This window comes from Chryseobacterium sp. 1B4, from assembly GCF_036631475.1.
Lineage (GTDB): Bacteria > Bacteroidota > Bacteroidia > Flavobacteriales > Weeksellaceae > Chryseobacterium.
This window is the reverse complement of the sequence record NZ_JAPNUF010000006.1, coordinates 523350-540739: the sequence shown is the minus strand read 5'-3', so window position 1 is coordinate 540739 and position 17390 is coordinate 523350. Positions and strand designations below refer to the sequence as shown.

Annotated in this window: 17 protein-coding genes and 1 pseudogene; 9 read left to right on the top strand and 9 right to left on the bottom strand. The window is 37.2% G+C overall.

The features are described from left to right. The first annotated feature begins 1 nt into the window (after nucleotide 1). The 3 genes from OWR28_RS08650 (at nucleotide 2) to OWR28_RS08640 (ending at nucleotide 2306) form a co-directional block, all read left to right on the top strand. On the top strand, nucleotides 2-1018 hold the full coding sequence (locus tag OWR28_RS08650; protein ID WP_332386276.1) for an RNA ligase, Rnl2 family: 1017 nt from the start codon (nucleotides 2-4) through the stop codon (nucleotides 1016-1018). Between the two features lie 87 nt (nucleotides 1019-1105). After that, complete coding sequence (locus OWR28_RS08645; RefSeq protein WP_332386275.1) at nucleotides 1106-1666, top strand: metallophosphoesterase family protein; 561 nt, start codon at nucleotides 1106-1108, stop codon at nucleotides 1664-1666. 88 nt (nucleotides 1667-1754) lie between these two features. Next, the gene (locus OWR28_RS08640) at nucleotides 1755-2306 is read left to right on the top strand and encodes a 3'-5' exonuclease (protein ID WP_332386274.1); all 552 of its coding nucleotides are present in this window, start codon (nucleotides 1755-1757) and stop codon (nucleotides 2304-2306) included. Between the two features lie 49 nt (nucleotides 2307-2355). Here the strand turns inward: OWR28_RS08640 and OWR28_RS08635 are convergent, their stop codons facing one another. Genes OWR28_RS08635 through OWR28_RS08620 form a run of 4 tightly spaced genes read right to left on the bottom strand, consistent with a single transcriptional unit; the run spans nucleotide 2356 to nucleotide 4453 of the window. Then, entirely contained in the window at nucleotides 2356-3240 is an 885-nt protein-coding gene (locus OWR28_RS08635; protein WP_332386273.1) for an alpha/beta fold hydrolase, read from the bottom strand. After that, nucleotides 3241-3678 (bottom strand): DUF1330 domain-containing protein, encoded by a 438-nt coding sequence (locus OWR28_RS08630; protein WP_332386272.1) that lies wholly within the window; start codon nucleotides 3676-3678, stop codon nucleotides 3241-3243. A gap of 4 nt (nucleotides 3679-3682) precedes the next feature. Further along, a complete protein-coding gene (locus OWR28_RS08625; RefSeq protein ID WP_332386271.1) occupies nucleotides 3683-4021 on the bottom strand; it encodes a GIY-YIG nuclease family protein in 339 nt (112 codons plus the stop codon). Between the two features lie 6 nt (nucleotides 4022-4027). Then, complete coding sequence (locus OWR28_RS08620) at nucleotides 4028-4453, bottom strand: MarR family winged helix-turn-helix transcriptional regulator (protein ID WP_332386270.1); 426 nt, start codon at nucleotides 4451-4453, stop codon at nucleotides 4028-4030. 863 nt (nucleotides 4454-5316) lie between these two features. Here OWR28_RS08620 and OWR28_RS08615 point away from each other — a divergent pair. The 3 genes from OWR28_RS08615 (at nucleotide 5317) to OWR28_RS08600 (ending at nucleotide 7977) form a co-directional block, all read left to right on the top strand. Then, nucleotides 5317-6153: a DUF6493 family protein gene (locus OWR28_RS08615; protein ID WP_332386269.1), complete on the top strand. Its 837-nt coding sequence runs from the start codon at nucleotides 5317-5319 to the stop codon at nucleotides 6151-6153. Between the two features lie 736 nt (nucleotides 6154-6889). Then, nucleotides 6890-7690 (top strand): DUF7824 domain-containing protein, encoded by an 801-nt coding sequence (locus OWR28_RS08605; protein WP_332386360.1) that lies wholly within the window; start codon nucleotides 6890-6892, stop codon nucleotides 7688-7690. Then, nucleotides 7582-7977 carry a DUF7825 domain-containing protein gene (locus tag OWR28_RS08600; RefSeq protein WP_332386359.1) on the top strand — a complete coding sequence of 132 codons (396 nt, stop codon included), beginning with the start codon at nucleotides 7582-7584 and terminating at the stop codon, nucleotides 7975-7977. Before OWR28_RS08605 ends, OWR28_RS08600 begins: the two co-directional genes overlap by 109 nt. A 151-nt stretch (nucleotides 7978-8128) precedes the next feature. Here OWR28_RS08600 and OWR28_RS08595 read toward each other — a convergent pair whose 3' ends face one another. Further along, nucleotides 8129-8581: a VOC family protein gene (locus OWR28_RS08595; protein WP_332386268.1), complete on the bottom strand. Its 453-nt coding sequence runs from the start codon at nucleotides 8579-8581 to the stop codon at nucleotides 8129-8131. 397 nt (nucleotides 8582-8978) lie between these two features. On the opposite strand from OWR28_RS08595, the gene OWR28_RS08590 reads away from it, so the two are divergent. Beyond that, on the top strand, nucleotides 8979-9236 hold the full coding sequence (locus tag OWR28_RS08590; protein WP_332386267.1) for a hypothetical protein: 258 nt from the start codon (nucleotides 8979-8981) through the stop codon (nucleotides 9234-9236). Beyond that, a complete protein-coding gene (locus OWR28_RS08585) occupies nucleotides 9173-10390 on the top strand; it encodes a TROVE domain-containing protein (RefSeq protein ID WP_332386266.1) in 1218 nt (405 codons plus the stop codon). Before OWR28_RS08590 ends, OWR28_RS08585 begins: the two co-directional genes overlap by 64 nt. Before the next feature lie 1346 nt (nucleotides 10391-11736). Here the strand turns inward: OWR28_RS08585 and OWR28_RS08580 are convergent. From OWR28_RS08580 to OWR28_RS08570, 3 genes are read right to left on the bottom strand one after another with little or no spacing between them, the layout of a single operon-like run. Next, on the bottom strand, nucleotides 11737-12075 hold the full coding sequence (locus OWR28_RS08580; protein ID WP_332386265.1) for a helix-turn-helix domain-containing protein: 339 nt from the start codon (nucleotides 12073-12075) through the stop codon (nucleotides 11737-11739). A gap of 11 nt (nucleotides 12076-12086) precedes the next feature. Continuing rightward, on the bottom strand, nucleotides 12087-12308 hold the full coding sequence (locus tag OWR28_RS08575) for a helix-turn-helix domain-containing protein (RefSeq protein ID WP_332386264.1): 222 nt from the start codon (nucleotides 12306-12308) through the stop codon (nucleotides 12087-12089). Further along, nucleotides 12305-12514 (bottom strand): hypothetical protein, encoded by a 210-nt coding sequence (locus tag OWR28_RS08570; protein ID WP_332386263.1) that lies wholly within the window; start codon nucleotides 12512-12514, stop codon nucleotides 12305-12307. Before OWR28_RS08570 ends, OWR28_RS08575 begins: the two co-directional genes overlap by 4 nt. 621 nt (nucleotides 12515-13135) lie before the next feature. Here OWR28_RS08570 and OWR28_RS08565 point away from each other — a divergent pair. Then, nucleotides 13136-14653 (top strand): annotated as a pseudogene (locus OWR28_RS08565) (SulP family inorganic anion transporter). 149 nt (nucleotides 14654-14802) lie between these two features. Here the strand turns inward: OWR28_RS08565 and fusA are convergent. Next, nucleotides 14803-16869, bottom strand: coding sequence for an elongation factor G (gene fusA, locus OWR28_RS08560; protein ID WP_332386262.1), 2067 nt, complete (start codon nucleotides 16867-16869; stop codon nucleotides 14803-14805). Nucleotides 16870-17390 lie beyond the last annotated feature (521 nt).

The window sequence follows — 17390 nt, the reverse complement described above, 5'->3', positions numbered from 1 at the left end:
AATGATTTTCAAAACATATAATTCTATAGAAAATGCTTACCAGGCCCGTGTGATCGAACAGATCAGAATGCAGGGCTTTGGGGATGAGGTTTTCATCGTACAGGAAAAAGTTCACGGCGCTAATTTCTCTTTCTTTACCGACGGAAAGGAAATTAAAATCGCGAAAAGAACTGCTTTCATTGAAAAAGATGAAAAATTTTTCAATGCCCATCAGATTTTGGAACGCTACAGAAAAAATGTAATAGCAGTATTCCAAAAAGTAAAAACCATCTACCCGGAGGTAGAAACTGTAGTGATCTACGGTGAATTGTTCGGTGGTGGCTACAAACATGAAGAAGTAGAACCGGTAAAAGATGCCGTTAAGGTACAGAAAGGTATTGAATATGCACCTTACAATGAATTTTACGCTTTCGATATTAAACTGAATGGAATTACCTATTTGGATACAGAGGTGGTCAATCAGATTTTTGAAGAGACAGGATTTTTCTATGCTAAAACTTTGTTTAAGGGAACTCTTGAAGAAGCTCTGAAATTCCCTAATGTTTTCAATTCACAAATTCCGGTTTGGCTGGGATTACCTGAATTGGAAGACAATATGTGTGAAGGAACCATTGTAAAAACTTTGAAAACCAACTACTTTGGAAACGGAGCAAGAATCATTCTGAAAAATAAGAATGAAAAATGGGTAGAAAAGTCCAAAATGGTTAAAAAGAAAGCGAAAACCGTTCATAAACAGGTTCACTTCAGCGAAAAAGCTCAGGAGATCTGGGAAGAAATCCAAAAATATTTGACTGTCAACAGATTAAATAATGTGGTCAGCAAAATCGGAGAATTTGAACCTAAAATCATAGGTAAGGTAATTGGCCTTTTTGCTCAGGATATTTTAGAGGATTTCCAGAAAGATTTCCCGGTAGCTTTTGCAGCTATTGAAAAAGAAGAGCAGAAAAGGATCAACAAGAAGTTGAATTCTTTAGTCATTGATTTTATAAAAGAAGAGCTGATGACTCTTAAAGTATAGTTTCGGTAAAAAATACCGAAACTTTTTTATGTATAACCTTAACCGTAAAAGCAATATAATTTTATGGTAATTCAAACAATTAAAAAAATGAAACCCAATATATTTTTTACAGCAGACCATCATTTTGGCCACGGGAATATTATAAAATTTTCAGAGAGACCCTTTGAATCACTGGACCATATGAATGAAGAACTCATAAAAAGATGGAACGAGAAAGTTGAGCCCGGTGATACGGTCTACCATTTAGGAGATATGAGTTTAGGAAAACCGGATTTTACTAAAGAGATTTTAGATCGCTTACATGGCAATATTCATCTGATCAAAGGCAATCATGAAGGAGCGGCTCTCACATATCCTAAGCGATTTGATTCTATCAGAGATTATCATGAACTGAGAATTGATGAACCTGATAACAGTAATGGAAAACAGAAAATTATTCTTTTCCACTACGCTATGCGCACCTGGAATGGCTCCCACCGCGGGGTATGGCAATTATACGGTCACTCGCACGGAACATTGCAGGACGATGAGACGGCACTCAGTTTTGACGTTGGAGTAGACTGCCACAATTTTTATCCGGTTTCCTACGAGGAAGTCAAAGAAATAATGAAGAAGAAAAAATGGACACCTCCATTTGCTCCGAGGTGATTGGCTGTAAACTGAAGCCGGAGGCCGGAAGCAGATTACAGGTGTAAGACTTTCATCTTCCACCTTTTAACAATTAAATTATAAACAAGTGAAAACAACAGAAAATATATTAATAGTAGACCTTGAAGCAACGTGTTGGGAAAACCGCCCGCCAAGAGGCCAGGAAAGTGAGATCATCGAGATCGGTGTATGCATCATGAATGCAAAAACCGGAAAGATCTCCAAAAGTGAGGGGATTTTAATAAAACCCCAGCATTCAAAAGTAAGCCCGTTCTGTACCGGGCTTACCACCATTACCCAGAATATGCTGGATCATGAAGGAATTATGCTGGATGATGCTTTTGATATCCTGAGAGCAGAATATGATTCAGAAGAGCTGACATGGGCCAGTTACGGGAATTATGACCTGAACATGCTTCAGGATCAGGCAAGGAGATTCTACACCGATTATCCGATGAGTGATGACCACATCAATGTGAAGACATTATTCGGTGAAATTCATCCTACCATCAGGAAAAGTGTAGGAATGCAAAGAGCTTTGGGAGAATTGGGCCTTACATTGGAAGGTACACACCACAGAGGAGTAGATGATGCAAAGAATATTGCAAAAATCCTGCATTGGTGCCTGAAGAATTATTAAATAATCCAAAATATATAATGAAGACTGTCTCAAATAATGAGGCAGTCTTTTATTTTGTTAAACCAGATATTGTATTACTGATAGAATCATAAAGTTCCACCGGAATAGAATGTCCCATACCATTTATCAGAATCCATTCAGAATCTGAAATAGAATCCGCAATATCTTTTCCGCAATCAGGGTGAAAAATCAGATCATCTGTTCCGTGAATAATCATGGCTGGAGCAGTTATCTTTTTCAATAGGGCAGGATTATATTGAAAAGAACCCATCGCCAGAAGTTGCCGGATGATGCCGTTTTTTGTTCTTGAACGGGTAAGCTCCTCTTCAAGCAATGCTTTTTCCTGGTTCGGATCAAACAGATATCCGGAGCCGGATATTTTTTCTGCAAAACGGAGTTTCTCACTGAAATATTCTTCTTTATGAAGATCCGGATCAGAAGATGCCTGTGTCATCATAGCCATAATTTCAGAGTCTGGCTTAGGAAGAGAGGGATTCAAAGATGTTGACATGATAATCGTTAATGACAAAACTCTTTCAGGGTAATATGAGGCTAAAATCTGTGAAATAATTCCACCCATGGAACGGCCTGCAATATGGGATTTTTTAATCTTTAAATGATCAAGCAGCCCGATCACATCATTGGCCATATCCATTAATGAATAAGGAATACCTTCTTTACTGAAAGCAGCAAAAACCTCTTCAATGCTTTTATCTGCAGGAATTTCTCGTTTTGCATTAAAGACGGAACTCCCCGAATCCCTGTTATCAAAACGGATTACTCTGAATCCTTTTTCAACCAGAAGGTTACAGAACGCAATATCCCAACGGATCATCTGGCTTCCTAATCCGGAAATCAGGATTATATTCTCTGTGTTTTTCTCACCAAAGACTTCATAACAAAGGTCTACTTCACCAATTCTGACTATTTCCATTTAATCTCTTTTTCCATTCAACAGTATTTCTTCCAGCGGTAAAAGTCTCGAATCTTCAATAGCAGCAATTCTGTGCCCCATAATTTTCATATAGTCTTCATTCTGTTCAAAGCTGAAAAAATCATTCACACTTTTTTGCCTGATCAGCAGGCAAAGGTCCCAGTACTCAGTTTCAGGACCTATCAGAAACATGTCCCCTTTCCCTATAAATAAAATTTCCCCGCCGCTTTCTTTTAAAAATGGCTTGGTTTCTCTGATATAAGTAAAATAAGCATCCCATCCACTGATCTTTTCATCAGGCTTCAGATCAGGATATGCTGAATAATCTGCTTCTTTCCTTAGTTTAATCAGATTCAGATTAATGACTGGCCCCTGTATATTCTTCATAAACAAATGTTTCCCGGCTTCAAAAGTAGGCGATAGATATTTTTCTGACATATTTCTAGTATAATGGTGTGCTGACTCCGGAAATATAAGCTTGTTCGGCCTTTTGTATCTCCTGACGATAGTTGATATATTCATTGTTCTGATCAGGAACAATCGTGACAAATTCAAAGATAAAAGCTTCACTTCCGGATTCTCTCCATTCCTTTTGTAGCTGAGGGTGGGTGAATATTCCACCATTTAAAAGGAATTTCATTTTATTCACCAAAGCTTCAAGATGTAAAGACCCCTGGATATATTGTTTTCCATTTGTAGTATTGGTAACCGCAAGAACCCCCATCGTTGTTTTGTGGTCTTTTGCTTTTTCCCTTAGCTGTTTTTTTGCTGCATTTTTCATTGATGATTATTGTATATTTCCTCCAAGATCAAATAAAAATTCATTTACTGTTTTTAAAGATTTACTCTTCTTGGTAGAAAGGATTTCTTTCGTAATATGCTCGGCGCTTTGTTTTGCCTCTTCAAATATCTTTTTGCCATTCGCCGTAATCACAACATAGCTGACACGGGCATCTCTTTCATTGGTTTCTCTTTCAACCAGACCTGTTTTTTCAAGTGGATTCAATAAACGGGTTACTCCTGATGCTGTAAGTCCTGTTTTTTCAGCAAGATCTATCCTCCGCATCTTACTCTGGGAATAAGAACTGAGAATATAAAGTATAACAAAGTCATTGAGACCCAATCCATGAGCCCCCAGAGAATCAAACCTTCTGGCAATTACGGATTGCAGTTTATTAAGGTTAATTAAAAATAATAATTCATTGCTTATCATTGAAAAGTATTTGATTTGTCAAGTATTTTATTTTGCAAATATATAAAATTTAATGAATTACAATTCATGTTCTACCATTTTAAAGAAAATTAACGTATCCGTCCGGTTAAATGATTTTATAATGTGACAGTAGATTTCCTGAAATTAAGACACCAGATGTTGTCTAAATATCAAAATACAGGGCTTTTAACCCCTTTTAAATAAATATATCTTTAAACAGAGAATTATTTTGCACTGCCAGCGTTGATGGCAGCAGTTGTTTTATTAACTTAATATTTTGTTAAAAAACTCACATTTAAGGGATAATTTACTGTCTGTCAGCCAATATTTTTTAATTTAGCTGATAAGAATGAATTTATGTTTATTGATGGAGATTTTAGGACAATATATTTAAACTGTAAAGAAGAGATTGTACCGTTTTTAAAAAGCCTTCCAAAAGTTAAAAAAGAAACGATTGTTCTTTTCAAAAAATATGTCAATAAAGAACGGAATCAAAATGTGATTTCACTGCCCGCTTCCCGGGTTGGAAATAAAAATGGAAATGGATATGGATTTGAAGCGGCATCTGTTTATTTTGTCGACGGATTCCTGTCTGAAAATTTTTGTTTTTTGAACAGTTTATCAATTCTTATCAAGATGTTTATTACTGTGATTCATCAGGTTCTATATCGGTTGCCTTATTTTTCAGGCTCCGTTTTTGCAACAAAATATTTCAGATATGATATCGTACCCAGTAAAAAGTATATGTTTTTTGATGCATAAATGAGCCAACTTAATAAAGAAGGGCACTTTGTAGTATAGCTTTGAAACTTTAACAGAAAACAAAATAACCTGAAAACAATTATATATCAAATTGAAAGCACATGAAAGAAAGACTTTATGAGATCCTTAATGAGGAAAAAATACATGAGATTATCCCTTTTCTAAAGCAGCTTAGCATTGAGGAAAGAAAAACACTGGTACCGTCTATAAAGAAAATGGACCGGGAGATCAGCAAGATCGTAATGACCAAAAACTCTTACCACACCGCAGGGTCTGTCAATCAGCATTCTATTATTGATATTGCTTCGTTTGTCTGTATGGATAAGAAAAACTTCGGTAAAAATTACTGGAGTCTTTTCCGTAATGCAGAACAGACCGAACAGATTTTGGAGTGGGGCTGTCCGGAATGGTTTTCAGACTTTATCAACGAATCTGTGGAAGCTGACTTTACAGCATTTAATTACAAAGATATTTTAGGATGGACAGAAAAAGGCTATGTACAACCGAAACCCCAATTGCTGGGACATCACCTGAGTAATTATCCGGCCGACCTGGATCATTATCCCGAAACCCTGAATACCCATTTCTGGTACCTGTGTGAATATCCTTCCAAATCCTTACCTTTTCGTAAAGAATGGTTTCCTATTGTTCAGAAACTTATTGCTGAGAAAAAAATTGAAAGAAAAAGATTTCTGAGAGAATGCCTTTTGGCTTCGAACAGAAAATTTAATAAAAATGTCACAGGCTGGTTTATGGATGCATTTACTTCCTTAAAGCCAACGGAAGAGGAATTGTCTGATCTGCAGGAAGAATTGCTTGCAGGCCTGGCATCTCCTCAGTCGAAAGCCGTGAATACCATGTTATCACATCTTAAAAAGATTGTGGGAATTCCTGATTTCAAAAATGAGGAATTTTCACATTACCTTCGGATCTCCTGAGTTCAGAAGTAAAAACAGTAATCGTTTCAAGCTTAGTGCTTACTGAAAAAATATTCCAGAGAAGGAAAGTAAATCCGGAACTGCTGGGAATGGCTTTAAGTACGGCATTTGTGAGCAAAGACGACGGCATACAGTCAAAGGCGGCCAAGATTATCCTGAAATATATTCCTGTTTCCGAAAATATGATTGAGGCACTTTCACATTACTCCGATAATATCCTGACGAATATACGTCCTCTTTTGTCAAAATATATTGAAGAAAAACAGCCGCAGCTGGAGACAATAGCTTCGGAAAAACTATCTTTGACAGCAGACGAAAATGCAGTTAAAGTACTTCAGAATTTTGAAGACCTGATGCTTTATCTTCCTTTGGCTATGGATGACCCGTACAGCCATCATTGTGATATTGCCCTGGCGGGATTTATCCGTTTTGCCGGTGATGTGGATGCCGGATCAGTGAAATTAATAGAACCTGTATTCCTGAAAGCCTGTAAGACAATTTCTAAGTGGGAGGTTCCCTTTCTGAATGTTCTGTTGTGCAATGCCATCATCAATTATGGCTTGGCTCTGCTTGAGCAATATCCTGTTCAGCTTAAAAATCTGGAAAAAATCTACCGGAAGACGGAAGAAGAAGAGGCGGAAAGAGAGTCTTATTTAAATTATCAGAAGAAACTGGGACCAATAGAAAATGTAGGAGCAGATTGTCCTGCCAGAAATGCATTTAAGGAGATTGCGATATATGCTTTTCAAAAATTAAATCCGGAGACAAGATTCCTCTGCTGTTTCCTATTACCCATGCGCCATGCTGGATTTCTCCTGTTACACTGGTGGAGAGACTGGAGGCTTATCAGAAAGCTGGTGCTGAGCCACATCATCTTGATATTCAGCTGGCATTGCAGCGCTGTGCTTTAGATAACACTTCAGAAGCTGTCTTGCAGGCAGAAAAAAGACTGAAAGGGGAATATAAAGACTTATTACTTTTCTTCTTTGGTAAAAATGCTGAACCCAAAGGTGAATTTAAACATCCTTCATGGTGGATGACAGCGGGAATCACACGTTCACCGGAAACTGTGTTTGAAGAATTCAGCAGTTTTGGATATGACAACATTCCTGTAGAATTCCTTTCAGGAGAATACAAGTGGAGAACTATTGACAGCAGAAAAAATTCTTATTATCCTGCAGAGCTGAACATTACCATTCCGAAATACCACCTTGAAAAAAGGAAAGATCCCTTGTTTATGGAGTACTTTGTGGCAGAACAGAAAGAGCTCAATGAAATACCTGCCCTGATGCTGTGTTTTCCGAATACCCCGGCAAATGCTCTGGTAAAAGTAATGAAACACTGCCTTTTCTATTCAGGAATTGCTGAAGTTTATGAAAGAAGTCTGGTTCTGAATACTGCAAATGCACTTTATCAGACCAAAAACCGCTGGATGAAATCGGATATCTGTTTCTGGGAACTATTTTCCTTGACAGTGATAAAACCATCCGGGAAACGGCGGCCAATATGTGGCTTGAACATGTGTCCGGCCAAATAATGGATAATGCCCGTTTAGGAAGGGTGATCGGGCTGCACGAAAGATTGGAGTGGGCACCCGTCAAAAGATTAACGGATCTTATACAGCATCATATGCTGAATGTCAGTAAAAATCATAATATTGCTTTGGAAGAACTGATTTTCAATATATTGATTCAAATGGATACCCCTGTCACCAATCTGAAAAAAATTCTGGAAATCTATCATGAAGTTCTTGCGCTGAATCATTCGGAAGCTCATCACAAGGTAATGAGAAACTTAATAATTGGAAAGAAAATTCCAGTCTGAAAAAAATATGTAATCTCCTCTTAAAAAAATAGAAGCTTTTTGATATATCTTATTGTTGACCAATGCAAAGACGCAAAAACCTTGTTTGATTAAAGAAAAGTTTTAACTGGGTTTTTGTGTCTTTGTTTTGTATGACAGGAAGAATTTGGCATTAATTTTTTGCCTGTTTTATCCATTCTTCATAGCTAAGTACTCCTAATTCAGGTTTACCTTCACCATCAAGGATAGAAATAAATTCAAGCTGGTTTCCGTCCGGGTCATTAAAATAAACAGCCAGCGCAGGCATCCATGCAAATACCATAGGCTCAGCACTGCCATTTTTCAGGAAATTGTATGGTTTTAAGTTTCTATTTTCTAAAAACTTCACTGAGTAATTTAAAATATCCTCCTTACTGCTGGAAAAAGCAAAATGTCTGGTCTGAAGGTTTTCCTTCTGTTCCCACAATCCCAACATAAATTCTTTTCCCTCTCCAACCCATAGAAAAGCAATGGGCCTGTTTTCATCTCTGTGAGCCAGTTTTAGCCCTAATACTTTGGTATAAAACTGTATCGCATTTTCCAAATCACTCACCTGAACATGAGTTTCATATAGTCCTTTAATCATAGCTTTAATTTTAATAAGACAAAGCTAGGCAACGGTTCATGAAAAAAGCGGTACAGGCGATTTCTTAAATGAAATTCAATGATAGAAGGATTTTATGATGCTGAATGATGATGCAGCTGTATTATTTTAACATGCATATAAAACTTTGAAATCTGCGAAAAATAATCTGTTTAAGATTACTCAATAGAGGTTTAGTCCGCCTTATAAACAGTATCCTTCATCCGGCTTTTAGCAAAACTTAAAATCTGTACAAACGGAGAGATTTATTTTGAATGGCCTACACTAAAAATAAAAAACAAAGAAAAATTTTCTACGCAAAAACATTGCGTAATACTGTGTTTACTTTGCATCAGAAATCAGGAGGACTTCTCCATGTTTAACAGTTAAAACAGTAACCATGAAATTTAATTTTTTAAGAAAAGAAAATAAAGTAGTACTGAACTACGAGGGTGCAAAATCCTATGCGATGACACCTGCAGAAGAATTGTATAGTGCTGTTGTTACAACAGGACTGTCAGATGCCAACTATGAAAAGGGAAATGACAGACTGGAAAGAATCCGGTCTCTGATCAAAAAAATGATCCTGAATTTGTGGCAAAACTGGCGGTATATGCAAGGAAAGATATGTACCTGCGTTCCATTCCTTTGGTATTGACTACTGAGCTGGCAAAGCAGACTTCCGGAACAGATCTGGTGAGCAAAACAGTAGATGGAGTCATTCAGAGAGCTGATGAAATTACAGAATTGCTGGCTTATTACCAGCTCGCCAATAAAAGGACGGAAATTAAAAAACTGAACAAACTATCCAAGCAGATTCAGAAAGGTCTGGTGAAATCATTCAACAAGTTTGATGAATACCAGTTTGCAAAATACAACAGAAAAGCAGAAGTAACCCTGAAAGATGCATTATTCCTTGTTCACCCGAAAGCAAAAGACGAAAACCAGCAAATGGTTTTCAATAAAATTGCAAATAATACATTAGAAACTCCTTATACCTGGGAAGTGGAACTTTCTGTTCTGGGACAGACAAAGTTTGCTGATGATGCAGAAAGAAAGCTTGCTTTCAAAAACAAATGGGAAGAACTGATTTTCAGCAATAAATTAGGTTATATGGCAACCATGAGAAACCTGAGAAATATCCTGGATGCAGGAGTGTCTGCTGATGCAATGAATAAAGTCTGTAAATACCTTTCCGATGAAAGAGCCGTCTCCAATTCAAAACAGCTTCCATTCAGATTTCTGGCGGCTTACAGAGAATTGAAAACTATAGATTCTCCTTATCTGTCATCCGTATTGGAAGCACTGGAAGAAGCGGTTGTGGTGAGTGCTAAAAATATTAAGGGTTTTGGTTTTGATACTTCAGTGGTGGTTGCTGCAGATGTCTCAGGCTCTATGCAGAAACCTATTTCTCATAAAAGCAAAATACTGCTGTATGATATTGGCTTATTAATGTCGATGATCCTTCAGTCGCAGTGTAAAAACGTTGTGACAGGTATCTTCGGAGACCGTTGGTTGAGGGTTCCAATGCCTAAAAATGGTATTTTAAGGAATGTGGATGCCTTCTACAAACGGGAAGGTGAAGTAGGATATGCTACCAATGGCTACCGGGTGATTGAAGATCTGATTAAAAGAGGTGAAAAAGTAAACAAAGTAATGTTATTCACCGATACTCAGATGTGGGATAGCACTGGAAACAGAAACTCTTTGAAGACCTGTGGAGCAAATACAAAACTATTGCTCCTCATGCGAAACTGTATATTTTTGACCTGGCAGGTTATGGCAGACAGCCGCTTGATATCAGGAAAATGATGTACACCTTATTGCAGGCTGGTCAGATAAAATTTTCGATGTATTAAACGCTTTGGAAGATAAAAAGTCAGCTGTGAAAATGATTCAGAAAGTAGTGCTGTAACAGGCACTGCTTTTGAAATAAAAACGGGACAGAAATATGACATAGGAAACGGAGGCGTTAAGAAAATAAGCTATACGAACGTTAAGAAAATTCTATTGTTTGAAGCGCGACACAGAAAGTGAAACGAAGAACTAATGTAATATTCGCGCGAGTTTTAGAATTTTTAGAGAGTGCAGGTTATTTTTAGCCGGAGTTTCCAGGTCCTGAACTTTTGGTTCTTTTGCTTCAAGGCAAAACGAACAAAATTTAAATAAAAAATAAAACTACGTAAAAACATTGCGTACATGCAATATAATTTTGCAGTGTTAATAATACTGGTGCCGTTAGAAAGACCTGCTTCGATTCCAAACTGAAAGAGTCTTTCACCAGATTGCCCGGTAACAGACCCATGTCGTTCATAAGAGTTCCATCATCAAACTTTTAATTTGACCCGAATCAAAACTCTTATACCTTGTTACTTGGTTTTTAATAAAAAAAGAACTGCACAAATAGAATGTGCATCAGCAATATAAATTTGTAGAAGAAATAAAAACTAATAACGATGAACAATTAAAATCAAGTGTCGTCTTAGAATCATACTTCGAGATTGAGTAAACATTGGGTCGCAGGTTCGAATCCTGCCTTTTTCCTCGAAAAGGAGAGGTAGCTCAGCGGGTAGAGCAAATGCACGGAAGATTCTGAAAAATATTACCTTGATTTGCATAAAAGAGTGCCGTAGAAAAGACTTACTTCGGTATAATATTGGTTCGACTCCATAACAGATCACGAAAGTGTTCTTGTCAAAGTCTTTTCGAATCTAGCCTCTTTTTTTATTTTTAAAAACCAACAAGTGCCGTAGAAAAATGTTACTTCGCTCATTACGACGGGGTCGCGGGTTCGAGTCCCGTCTCTTCCACAAAAAACACAGTCTATATAGGAAGAGTAGCTCAGCTGGTTAGAGCACGACTGCATTTTTCGTTTATTGCCTTGCTTTCATCATAAAGAAGCCGGAAGTGGAACGTTGAAAGATCTTTGTATCATAATTTTCTATTAAGTCGGAGGAAATCTCAGACTTGCCATCTTTCTTCTTCCACTTCCAGCTTCTTTATATGACCATTTGAAGTGTCGTCAGGAAAAAATTCATCGTACCACAATTTTGGGAGGAATAGCGAAGCCGGTAATTCCGGCAAGGCTATCCGGTTCGACTCCGGCATACGTACAGCCCGTTTTTTCCTTACTATTACCTTTAAAAAATGCTGGTGAATTATTTACCGGCATTTTTCATTGTATCTTCAAGCTCTTCTTCAAACATGACTTTCCATTTTGAAAGCGTAGTTCTGCTTATTTTATATTTTCTCGACATATAGCTTGTGGAATGACCATGTTTTTTCTGGTACTGAAGTAATTTTAGCATAGTCTGCCTGTCGTAGGTTTTGAGTTTTTGATTTTCCCTGGACTGCTTGAACAGTTTCTCATTGAATTTAAGGACATCCTCACTCGTGTTAAGCTTTTCAAGAAGTTCTTTGATTTTTGGATCTTTCAGTTTTTCAGGATGTTCCATCTTTAGCATATCCTGATAAATTCTTTTGTAATTGGGGCGCATGTCTTATCTGTTTATCCGTTTGCATTATCACTCTTCTGAAGCCATCTGTGCAGTGTACTTTTAGGAATAGAATATTCTTTGATGACTTCGCTTTGGGTCATCTCACCGGAAAGAATCCTTTTCATAATGAAGTCTTTGATTTCCTGAGTATAAATATTTTTCCTGAAATAAGGTGTTTTTTCGGACTTTTGATTGTTTTTGTTAACGGCAGAAGGCGGAGCATATAAAATCAAATGGGAGCTGTAGAGCCTGAAAAATCATATTCCAGTAATTTACTCCATCTTAAAAGAAGATCCGTATCCATTGATCTGCTTTCATACATCATTTCAACCGTTTCTTCATCTTTGTTTAAAAATTTGCAGATTCTTTCAATTGTTATTTCAATTTCATCAACCCTTTCCTTAATAAATTTCCCAATATGGATTTCTTTATATAACATTTTTACTGAAAATTATTCTTTTGTTTCAACTTATATATAAAAAAACGAGAATAGGTGAGATATTATTCTGATATGGTAGGAAGTAAGCTGTTAAAATTTGAAATTGATAAGAAATGATAATTATGATTGAATAATAGTTAAACGTATCCGATGAAATTATTCATCTGGAAAATGAATTTTAACTTATCAATAAAACAGGTGGGTAGGAATTACCTTAATATATTGATATATTCTTTCAATGGTTTTTTCTTCTTCTTTTTCAAACTTCTTTTTCCTGCCATTTGTGTGAATAATATATAACCTATTAAGGTTTTTACACAATTCTATGAGTAAGAGCTGCAGATAATCTGACAAACAGCTTTATACACATTGAATCTTAATTAGTACCAAATAATTGCTTATTTGCTTTCAAATGTAGACAAAAATAAAATGTAAAAACAGTTAAAAATATAAAAATTACACTTTATCTGTTTATTTTAAGTAAAATTAACATATTATAAGGGCTAATGTGTGAATTATTTAAAATAATAACTCCCTTACAGTAAAATCATAAAAAGAAAAAATTGTATACCATCCGCACAGTGCATACCTTTGCAAATCAATGAAGAATACACTAAGCTTATTCGATTTTTCGAAAAAATCAATTATAAAAATGAACTGCTGGCAGGTTTTACTTGTAGCAATGACGATGATTCCTGAATCTCTTTCATTTGCTATTCTTGCCGGCCTGTCTCCTCTTACAGGTTTGTATGCGGCTTTTATGATGGGACTTGTGACTGCAGTTTTAGGAGGACGTCCTGGTATGGTTTCCGGTGGGGCCGGAGCAACCATCGTGGTGTTGATTGCTTTGATAAAGTCGCATGGAGTAGAATATCTCTTTGCTACAGTTGCATTAGCCGGGATATTTCAAATGATGGTAGGTATCTTTAAGCTGGGAAAATTTGTGAGGCTTATCCCACAACCTGTTATGTACGGGTTCCTGAACGGATTGGCTATCATTATTTTTATGGCGCAGGTAGAGCAGTTCAAAATAACAGATAGCAGCGGAGCTGTAAACTGGTTGCAGGGAATGCCTTTGTATATCATGGCTGGTTTGACCACACTGACGATTGCTGTCGTTTATTTCTTTCCCAAAATCACAAAAGCCGTTCCCGCTTCTCTCGTAGCCATTATCATTGTATTTGCTGTTGTTCTTGGATTTAATATTCCAACAAAAACGGTTGCTGATATTGCGCATATCAGTGGAAATCTTCCAGGTTTTCACATTCCGAGATTCCTTTTTCCCTGGAAACTTTGCAGATTATTTTTCCTTATGCCTTGATTATGGCGGGAGTAGGTCTTATAGAATCTCTTCTGACCTTATCAATGGTGGATGAAATTACCAATACAAAGGGAAGTGCCAATAAAGAATCCGTAGCACAGGGATTAGCGAATATTACCAATGGTTTCTTTGGCGGAATGGGAGGCTGTGCGATGGTGGCACAGACGTTGGTAAATCTTAATGCAGGTTCCAGGGCAAGGTTGTCAGGAATTGTAGCATCTCTGCTTATTCTGATCATCATTCTGGTTGGAGCCCCCGTGATAGAGAAAATTCCTATGGCTGCTTTAGTCGGAGTGATGATGATGGTTGCCATCAGTACATTCCAGTGGGTGTCCATCAGGATTGTGAATAAAATGCCGAAGTCTGATATTTTTGTTGGAGTTACTGTAGCAGTAATTACGGTGATTTTACATAACCTGGCTTTGGCTGTTTTGGTTGGCGTAATCATTTCAGCATTGGTTTTTGCGTGGGATAACGCTAAAAGAATCCGTGCAAGGAAATATATTGACGAAAATGGAGTGAAATTTTACGAAATATACGGACCGCTGTTCTTTGGTTCAGTAACGGCATTTACAGATAAATTTGATCCTTTGAATGATCCTGATCAAGTGGTTGTTGATTTTAAAGAAAGCCGCATTGTAGATATGAGTGCTATAGATGCACTGGACAAGTTATCCAGACGTTACAAACAGCAAAATAAAATAGTACATCTGCGTCATCTCAGCGAAGACTGCCGGAAAATACTGAAAAATGCAGAAGCTGTAGTAGAAATTAATATTCAGGAAGACCCGACTTATAAGGTGATGCCGGAGAAATAGGGGAGAAGTCAATGAGTGAATTTTGCTTTGCAAGTGAAACGTGAATTCTTTATAGCGCAAAAAGAATTGGCAAGCAGGGCGTATTGACGATTGACCATCCTTCATAAACAAGACAAGGACTGTAAGAAAAATCTACAGTCCTTGCTTGCTTAGGTTATTAATGTATTTGCGATAAAATCAGGCACTAATGCATAGTGCGATAATTTCATGCTGATGGAAGCTCTTCCGCTTGTCAGTGTTCTCAGGTCAGAAATGTATCCGAAAGTTGAAGCTAACGGAACTTCTGCCGCAAAAATCTTTCTTCCCGATTTTTCATCAATAGAAGTAATAATTCCTCTTCTTCTGTTGATGTCTGCTGTGACAGCTCCCGTGTACTCATCAATACTTTGGATCTCCACTTGCATGATCGGTTCCATCAGTTTAGGATGGCACCCTTTTGCTGCTGCTTTGAATCCTTCTCTTGCAGCAATTTCAAAATCTAATGCTGCAGAATCCTGAGCGTGGAAAGAACCGTCAAGAAGGGTAATCTTCATGTTTTCCAAAGGATATCCATTCAAAGGGCCATAATCCATAGCTTCTCTGAAACCTTTTTCAACGGAAGGAATGAATTCGGTAGGAATAACTCCTCCTTTGATCATATTGATGAATTCCAATCCATGTTCATTATTATTTCCAGGCCCGATTTCAAAGGTGATATCAGCGAACTGGCCGCTTCCTCCATTCTGTTTGGAAAGTTTTTCCCTATGAATTTTGGTTGTTGTCAGAATCTCACGGTAAGAGACTTTAGGTTTTCCCTGATTGATTTCAATACCGTGATTCAGACGGATTTTCTCCAAAGTAACCTCAAGATGAAGTTCTCCCAGTCCGCTCAGTAAAGTTTCTCCGGTCTGCGGGTCTCTCTCAACCACCAACGAAGGGTCTTCTTCCTGAATTTTTGCCAGAACCAGCCCGAACGATTTTTCATCTCCGTTTGTTTTCGGCTCAATAGCCACTCTGATAACGGGAGCTGGAATTGTAATGGCTTCCAGAAGTATTGGCTTCTCCGAAGAAGATAAAGAATCTCCGGTTTTGGCATCCTTTATTCCTGTTAAAGCAACAATATCCCCTGCTTTAGCCTCTTCCAGCGATAATGTTTTGTCCGACTGCATTTGTAAAATTCTGGAAATCCTGTAACTTTCGCCTGTTCTTACATTCAATATGGTATCTCCGGATCTGATTCTTCCGGAATACATACGAAGCATAGCCAGCCTTCCCATATGTTTGTCAATTACCACTTTGAAAACAAGTCCTGAAAAAGCAGCTTCCTTATTTCTTTCCAGTGTTACCGTTTCTTCCGTATAAGGATCTCTTCCCTGCAGGTCAGCAAGCTGATCCGGAGCAGGAAGATAGGAGACAACTGCATCTAGAAGAGGCTGTATCCCTTTGTTCTTAAAGGCAGAACCACATAAAACAGGAACAGTTGATCCGGATCTGCAGACTCTTTGTATGGCTTCTGATAGCATTTCAATGGTGATTGTTTGCTCAGTGTCCATAAAAATCTCAAAGAATATCTCGTCATTTTCCGCCAGAGTTTCCATTAACTTTATCCTGTATTCATCTGCTTCGGCAATATAATGACCGGGAACTTCTTTTTCTATAATGGTTTCTCCGTTTTCATCCGCCCAGTATAACGCTTTCATTTTGACCAGATCAATCACTCCTTCAAAATTATTTTCAGCTCCTATCGGAATCTGAATCGTCAATGGAACAGCATTTAGTTTGGTTTTTATCTCATTGAGAACCGCAAAGAAATCTGCCCCAATTCGGTCCATTTTATTGATGAAACAAATCTTGGAGGTTCCGTGTTTGTCAGCCTGGAACCAAACGTTTTCTGTCTGTGGCTGAACTCCTGACGATGCACAGAAAACTGCTACTACACTGTCCAGAACTCTTAGTGAACGCTCTACTTCCACTGCAAAATCAATGTGTCCAGGAGTGTCAATAATATTGATGTTATAAACAGCATTGTTTTTTTTCCATTGGGTAGAAACGGCAGCCGATGAAATGGTAATTCCTCTGTTTCTTTCCTGAATATCTTTATCCATGGTGGTATTTCCCTCGTCTACATTACCTATTTTATGAATAAGTCCCGTGTAATACAAAAGTCTTTCTGATAAAGTTGTTTTGCCTGCATCTACGTGTGCTATAATCCCTATATTTCGTGTGTTATATTTCATTCTGTTTGTTTTAAATTGTTGTTTTTTAGATCTGTGATTAGAAAAGATTCTGAAAAAGGACACAAAATACACTCCGGTCTCCTGGAGCCGGCGAAATATTTTTTTGTATTTTGAATCAAAAGAAAATTTTCAGAGATCTTAACAAATAACAGATGTTACTGGAATTGTTGAAGTCTGAAATCAGGGCAGCAAAAAAGACCTATCCGAATAGACAGGTCTTCAATATATTTTTGGGTATAAAAGATCTAAAGCTATTCAGATAAATATTCAGTGCTGCCAAAGAACACAGCTCTGACAGGATTGCTTAAAGTTATAATATTTATCATTTTTGTTGACATTGTTGTCATTTAATCGGTTGCGAAATTATAATTTTTTTTGATTTCCAAAGAATTTTTGAAAATATTTTCTTTATCACCCCGTAAATCATTTTCTGCAAATTTTATTAAAACCATGGATTTTCATAAAAATATCTTAAAACAGACAACAGACATAATGCTTTTATGATAAAAATTTTATCTTTG

Excerpts from the sequence above, each read along its gene's own strand:
- OWR28_RS08650 (WP_332386276.1), top strand. The coding sequence starts at position 2 with ATGATTTTCAAAACATATAATTCTATAGAAAATGCTTACCAGGCCCGT.
- OWR28_RS08645 (WP_332386275.1), top strand. The coding sequence starts at position 1,106 with ATGAAACCCAATATATTTTTTACAGCAGACCATCATTTTGGCCACGGG.
- OWR28_RS08635 (WP_332386273.1), bottom strand. The coding sequence starts at position 3,240 with ATGGAAATAGTCAGAATTGGTGAAGTAGACCTTTGTTATGAAGTCTTT.
- OWR28_RS08630 (WP_332386272.1), bottom strand. The coding sequence starts at position 3,678 with ATGTCAGAAAAATATCTATCGCCTACTTTTGAAGCCGGGAAACATTTG.
- OWR28_RS08625 (WP_332386271.1), bottom strand. The coding sequence starts at position 4,021 with ATGAAAAATGCAGCAAAAAAACAGCTAAGGGAAAAAGCAAAAGACCAC.
- OWR28_RS08620 (WP_332386270.1), bottom strand. The coding sequence starts at position 4,453 with ATGATAAGCAATGAATTATTATTTTTAATTAACCTTAATAAACTGCAA.
- OWR28_RS08615 (WP_332386269.1), top strand. The coding sequence starts at position 5,317 with ATGAAAGAAAGACTTTATGAGATCCTTAATGAGGAAAAAATACATGAG.
- OWR28_RS08595 (WP_332386268.1), bottom strand. The coding sequence starts at position 8,581 with ATGATTAAAGGACTATATGAAACTCATGTTCAGGTGAGTGATTTGGAA.
- OWR28_RS08590 (WP_332386267.1), top strand. The coding sequence starts at position 8,979 with ATGAAATTTAATTTTTTAAGAAAAGAAAATAAAGTAGTACTGAACTAC.
- OWR28_RS08580 (WP_332386265.1), bottom strand. The coding sequence starts at position 12,075 with ATGCGCCCCAATTACAAAAGAATTTATCAGGATATGCTAAAGATGGAA.
- OWR28_RS08570 (WP_332386263.1), bottom strand. The coding sequence starts at position 12,514 with ATGTTATATAAAGAAATCCATATTGGGAAATTTATTAAGGAAAGGGTT.
- fusA (WP_332386262.1), bottom strand. The coding sequence starts at position 16,869 with ATGAAATATAACACACGAAATATAGGGATTATAGCACACGTAGATGCA.